Origin of the sequence: Rhodococcus sp. CX (genome assembly GCF_015865005.1) — a bacterium.
Taxonomy (GTDB): domain Bacteria; phylum Actinomycetota; class Actinomycetes; order Mycobacteriales; family Mycobacteriaceae; genus Rhodococcus.
Window position 1 is genome coordinate 9,596 of the sequence record NZ_JADZGH010000074.1, and the last position, 5,322, is coordinate 14,917.

The window sequence follows — 5,322 nt, forward strand, 5'->3', positions numbered from 1 at the left end:
TCGGCCCGCGACCTCCGCGGTCGGGTTGATGATCGTCGCCGCGGGACACCGCTACGGATGGCCGGTCGCGGAGGGTGGATCGGCCGCGATCACCCGCGCGCTCGCCGCGCAACTGGCCGAGTACGGCGGGAAGATCCACACCGGTGTGCGGGTGCGACGCACCGCGGACATCCCGGCCGCCGACGTCGTACTCCTCGACGTCGCTCCGGAGGGTGCCCTCGAGATCTTCGGCGATGCGATGCCGTCACGGATCACGAAGTCGTACAAGAAGTTCCGGCACGCACCCGGCGCGTTCAAGGTCGACTTCGCGATCGACGGGCCGATCCCGTGGACCGACCCCGAATGCGGTCGCGCCGGGACCGTGCACCTCGGCGGGGAGTTCGACGAGATCGCCGGTGCCGAAAGAGCGGTCGCGTCCGGGCGGATGCCGGAGCGGCCGTTCGTGCTGCTGGGTCAGCAGTACGTGGCCGATCCCACCCGCTCCCGCGACGGCGTGAACCCGGTGTACGCCTACGCGCACGTGCCCGCCGGATACACCGGGGATGCGACCGAGGCCGTCGTCGCGCAGATCGAGCGGTTCGCACCCGGATTCCGCGACCGTATCGTGGCGACGACGGTGGCCACCCCGGCCGATCTGGCGCGGGACAACCCGAACCAGGTGGGCGGCGACATCATCGGTGGCGCGAACGCCGGTGTGCAGGTGGTGTTCCGGCCGCGGATCGCCCTCGATCCGTACGACATCGGTGTCCCGGGGGTGTACCTGTGCTCGGCGTCCACCCCGCCCGGCGCGGGCGCACACGGCATGTGCGGCTACAACGCCGCCGAATCCGCGCTGCGCCGGCTACGGAGTGGCCGTGACTGATCCGGCGGCCACGAACGGCACAGGGACGACGACGCACGACGAGGTTCGCCGCGTCGTCGGTGAGATCGCGCAGCGGTTCGGGGACCGCCAGCAGGAGATCACCCGCGCGTTGACGACCATGATTGCCCGCGAGGTGGCCCGGCTCGACGAGGACCCGCTGCTCGTCGAACTGCTCGAGGCGAGTGTGCACGGCAACATCACGACGATGATCCACGTGCTCGCCAACGATATTCCCACCGATCACCTCCAACCTGCTACGGCAGCAGTGGAATACGCGCTGCGGCTCGCGCAGCGCGACGTGTCGTCGCACTCACTGGTTCGGGCCTATCACCTCGGGCAGAACGAGTTCATCCGGATGTTCGTCGACGAGGTCCGCTCGATGGACCTGCCGACGAACCTGGCGTTCGATGTGATCGAGAACGTCTCGTCGGTCGTCTCCCGGTACATCGACCGGATCACCTTGGACGTGTTCGACGCGTACGAGAAGGAACGTCAACGGTGGTCGGCGGTCCGCGGGAACGTGCACTCGGCGCTCATCCACGGACTGGTCGAGGGAACCGAAACCGACACTGCCGCATTCGAATCCGAAACCGGCTATCGGCTCGACCGGTGCCACGTCGCGCTGATCGTCTGGTCCACTGTCGAACCCGCCGACGGAGGTGTCAGTCCCCTCGACCGGCTGGTCCGCGGCATCGCCGCACACCTGCGGGCCGACGGCCCGCCGATCCTCACCGCCGTCGACCGCCGCACGGTGTGGGCGTGGCTGCCGTTCGGCCGGCGCCCGCCCGCGATCGACACGGCCGAACTCGCCGCGGTCGTCGGTACCCACTCGACCGGCCGGGTGGCCGTCGGGCTTCCCGCGACCGGTCAGGCCGGATTCTGCCGCAGCCACGAGCAGGCCAGGGCTGCGTATTCGATCGCCATGGTGCAGAGCACCTCACATCGCCGCGTCATCGGTTTCGGTGACCGCGGTGTCGCCGTCGTGTCGCTGCTCGCCCGAAATCTCGACGCCGCACGGGCGTGGGTCGGCGAGGTGCTCGGTCCCCTCGCGGACGACACCGAGCAGGCCGCGATGCTGCGCGCGACGCTGAGCACCTATTTCGCGACCGGCGAGAGCCACCTGCACACCGCCGAACGCATGAACCTGCACCGCAACACCGTCAAGTACCGGGTCGGCAAGGCCCTCGGTGACCCCACCCGCGCACCCGCCACGCACGACAAGCTGGACGTCGCGCTCGCGTTGCAGGCCTGCGAGTACCTCGGCAGTTCCGTGTTGCGCTGACGCGCCGGTGTGCCTTTGTGGCGGTGGGGGCCGCCGGAAGGGCACACGAGGGCGTTCACGCCCACTTCTTCCACACCACCACGACCGAAGGTCGCGGCTGGGTGGTGCCACCGTCGGGCCAGTGCGAGGCGGGAGCGTCCCACGACGCGTCGTCGGTCTCCCCCGGATGCTGTACACACACCAGGACGCGGTTCTCCTGGACGACGGGACCACACGTCTCTGCGCCGATCGGCACGGTGAGGAACTGCTTGGTCTCGCCGCGGCGGGGCCCGTCGAGCACGACCGCGAACAGGCCGTCGTTGGATTTCAGGGCGTTGCCGTCGGTGCTGATCCACAGGTTGCCGTGCGGATCGAACGCGAGGTTGTCGGGGCACGAGATCGGGCTGACCTGCGATTTGTCGAATCCACCGAAGTAGGTGTCGGCCGCTTCGGGATCGCCGCACACGAGCAGCAGATTCCAGGTGAAGGTGGTGCCGGCGTGGTCGTCGTCGATCTCGAGGACCTGGCCGTTCTTGTTGTTCACACGCGGATTCGCTTCGTCGGCAGCGGGTTTGCCGTCTGCGCCGCGATTCGAATTGTTGGTCAGGGCGACGTAGACCTTGCCGGTCGCCGGATTCGGTTCGAAGTCCTCGGGCCGGTCCATCTTGGTGGCACCGACCTTGTCGCCGGCGAGGCGGGTGAACACTGCGACCTCCTCGGCCGACATTCCGTCGACCAGCGACTCTGCGGAACCGTCTTCGCCCGTGCGCAGCAACGGAATCCACGTGCCGCTGCCGGCGAATGCGCCACTCTCCGGCAGGGTTCCGGTGCCGTCGATCGTGTCGGGGTTGTCGCCGGTGAGCTGCGCGACGTACAGGGTGCCGGCGTCGAGCAGGGTCATGTTGTGCCGCATCGCCGCTTGCGAGTTCCCGGCTTGCATCTTCCGGGACGAGACGAACTTGTACATGTAGTCGAAGCGTTCGTCGTCACCGCTGTACGCGACGACCGTGCCGTCGGGGGTGATGTGGACGGTCGCGGCCTCGTGCTTGAACCGGCCGAGCGCGGTGTGCTTGACCGGCACGGACGTCGCGTCCCAGGGGTTGACCTCGACGACCCAGCCGAAGCGGTTGACCTCGTTCGGGTTCGCCGCGACATCGAAGCGCGGATCGAATCGCTCCCACTTGCGTTCGGACGCACCGCCTTCGATTCCGTAGCGGGCGAGCTGTTCGGCGACGATCGGATCGGTGACCTGCTCGGCGTTCGCGAAGTACTGGTTGAAGTTCTCCTCCCCCGACAGCACCGTGCCCCAGGGGGTGAGTCCGCCCGAGCAGTTGTTCAGTGTGCCGAGCACTCGGGTGCCGGTCGGATCCGCAGCGGTCTTCAGCAGGTCGCTGCCGGCCGCAGGCCCGGTGACGGCGAACTCGGTCAGGGCGGTGATGCGCCGGTTGTACGGACCGAATTCCGGTGTGAGACGCCCCGTTCCGGGCTCACCCTTGACCTGCACGACGGACAGTCCGTGGCCGGCCCAGCCGATCCGCACGTGCTCTTCGGTGGGATTCTCCGCGTCGTACCCGGCGAACATGAACGGTTCGGTCGTGTATTCGTGATTGACGACCAGCAGATAGGTGTGCGGCACGCCGTCGACGGGCAGCAGGCCCGCGAAGTCGTTGTTGAACCCGAACTGCTTCTCCTGCGCCGCCGCGGCCTGATTCTCGATGTCGAATGCGGGGGCGTCGGGCAGCACCGGGTCGCCCCAGCGGATCACCACGGCGTGCTCGTAACCGTCGGGGACGGTCACCGCGTCCGCGGTGTTCGGTGGTACGGGTGTGAAATCGGTTCCGGGACCTGCCGGTCCAAGATCACCACTGCCGGGCGCCGGTGCCTCCCCGGCGCTCGCGTCGTCCGAGCACGCCGTGAGCACCCCGCCCGCGCCGACCGCGAGGACCGCCATCGCACCGCCGCGCAGCACCCCGCGCCGCGACACCCCACCCCGCATTATGTCCCCGAAGTACGCTCCGCCCGAATTGTTCGGTACTGCGTGCGAGCAGGCGTCGCCGCACTTGTAGCGGCACGTGATGTTCGCCCGTGACGACTTCCCGTCGTGGACGAACAGCGACAGGTTTTCGATGCGCACGTGATCTCCCTCGTCGATTCGCTTCGGGGGCACCGTATAAGGCGCAAACGAGACAAACCGAACGAACAGATGAACAGGGAGCGAGGGCTTTTCGACCGGTGGATGCTCCGGGTCCGCGCAAACGGACCGGTCGGTTCTCACCCTTCCGCTTGTTCCGGGCCGGGGCCGGAGCGGTCGTAACATTCCCCGCAGTCCCTTTCGGAACCCGTGTGACAGATGTGGAGCAGTGAATACCGATGGGACCGACCGGTTTCGCGCTGACGTGCAGCCTGGAGGGGTCCGACACCGTGTGGCGGACCCAGCGGCGACTGTGTGATGGGACACAAATATGTAACGGTTGGGCCGTGGACGAACGATGGATGTGTCCTATTTGTGTCATGCGGGACGCAGGTACGGGGCACGTCGGCCCTGAGCCGGTGGCGGGTCGGCCGGCAGTCTTGCCCCGGAATCGGTCCCGCTACGAGTCATGTTGAAGTGCAACGAATCCCACGTCATCGGAGTCGGTCGCCGGAGTGACCGGGTGAGGCCGATCGGTCGCTGCCGCCCCGGCCTCCGGGTGTCGTGATCGGGCGATTGGGGGCGCACCGAATCGAGAGCGAAAGCGCTGGGTGCCGCCTCTCGGCCGCAAACGTGACATGGATCACGATACCTTGAAAAGCGCCCTACCTGCGCCGTTACCTGGATGTGACCTTAAGGCCGCTCGATGGTGATCCATCCGGGAACAAAGACTTCCCTTCGGTAACGCCCGCGGCCGCCAGTTTCGGAGGCCGAACCCGCTCGGCCGATCTTGGAGCACGACCCATGTCAGTTTCATATTCGCGCCGTTTGCGTGCCGCCGTCGCCGCGGCCGCCATGATCACCACTGCCACCGCCGCCGTTGTGGCGAATACGTCCGCCGCCAACGCCGATACTGCCTCCGCCGTGCCGGCTCGGTTCGATCAGCCTCGTGAGCAGCTCAAGGCGCTGGACTTCGAGGCCCTGTCGACCGCGGGGTGGAGTGGCGCCGCCGACGCTGCTAGCGCCGAGCCGGCAGCGTCCACGGAGCCGGCCGAGGTCGCGCCCGAG

Annotated in this window: 3 protein-coding genes and 1 pseudogene; 3 read left to right on the forward strand and 1 reads right to left on the reverse strand. The window is 67.8% G+C overall.

Features of this window, described 5'->3' with window-relative positions:
* Both I0Q12_RS08270 and I0Q12_RS08275 read left to right on the forward strand, forming a co-directional pair.
* The coding region (locus tag I0Q12_RS08270; protein ID WP_197251471.1) for an NAD(P)/FAD-dependent oxidoreductase at window positions 1-862 on the forward strand (862 nt) is incomplete at its 5' end.
* Window positions 855-2,144, forward strand: coding sequence for a helix-turn-helix domain-containing protein (locus I0Q12_RS08275; protein WP_248676505.1), 1,290 nt, complete (start codon window positions 855-857; stop codon window positions 2,142-2,144). The genes I0Q12_RS08270 and I0Q12_RS08275, both read left to right, overlap by 8 nt.
* Before the next feature lie 55 nt (window positions 2,145-2,199).
* Here the strand turns inward: I0Q12_RS08275 and I0Q12_RS08280 are convergent, their stop codons facing one another.
* Entirely contained in the window at window positions 2,200-4,251 is a 2,052-nt protein-coding gene (locus I0Q12_RS08280; protein WP_374068642.1) for a PhoX family phosphatase, read from the reverse strand.
* 807 nt (window positions 4,252-5,058) lie between these two features.
* Here I0Q12_RS08280 and I0Q12_RS08285 point away from each other — a divergent pair.
* Window positions 5,059-5,322: pseudogene (locus I0Q12_RS08285) on the forward strand (hypothetical protein); the annotation flags it as partial.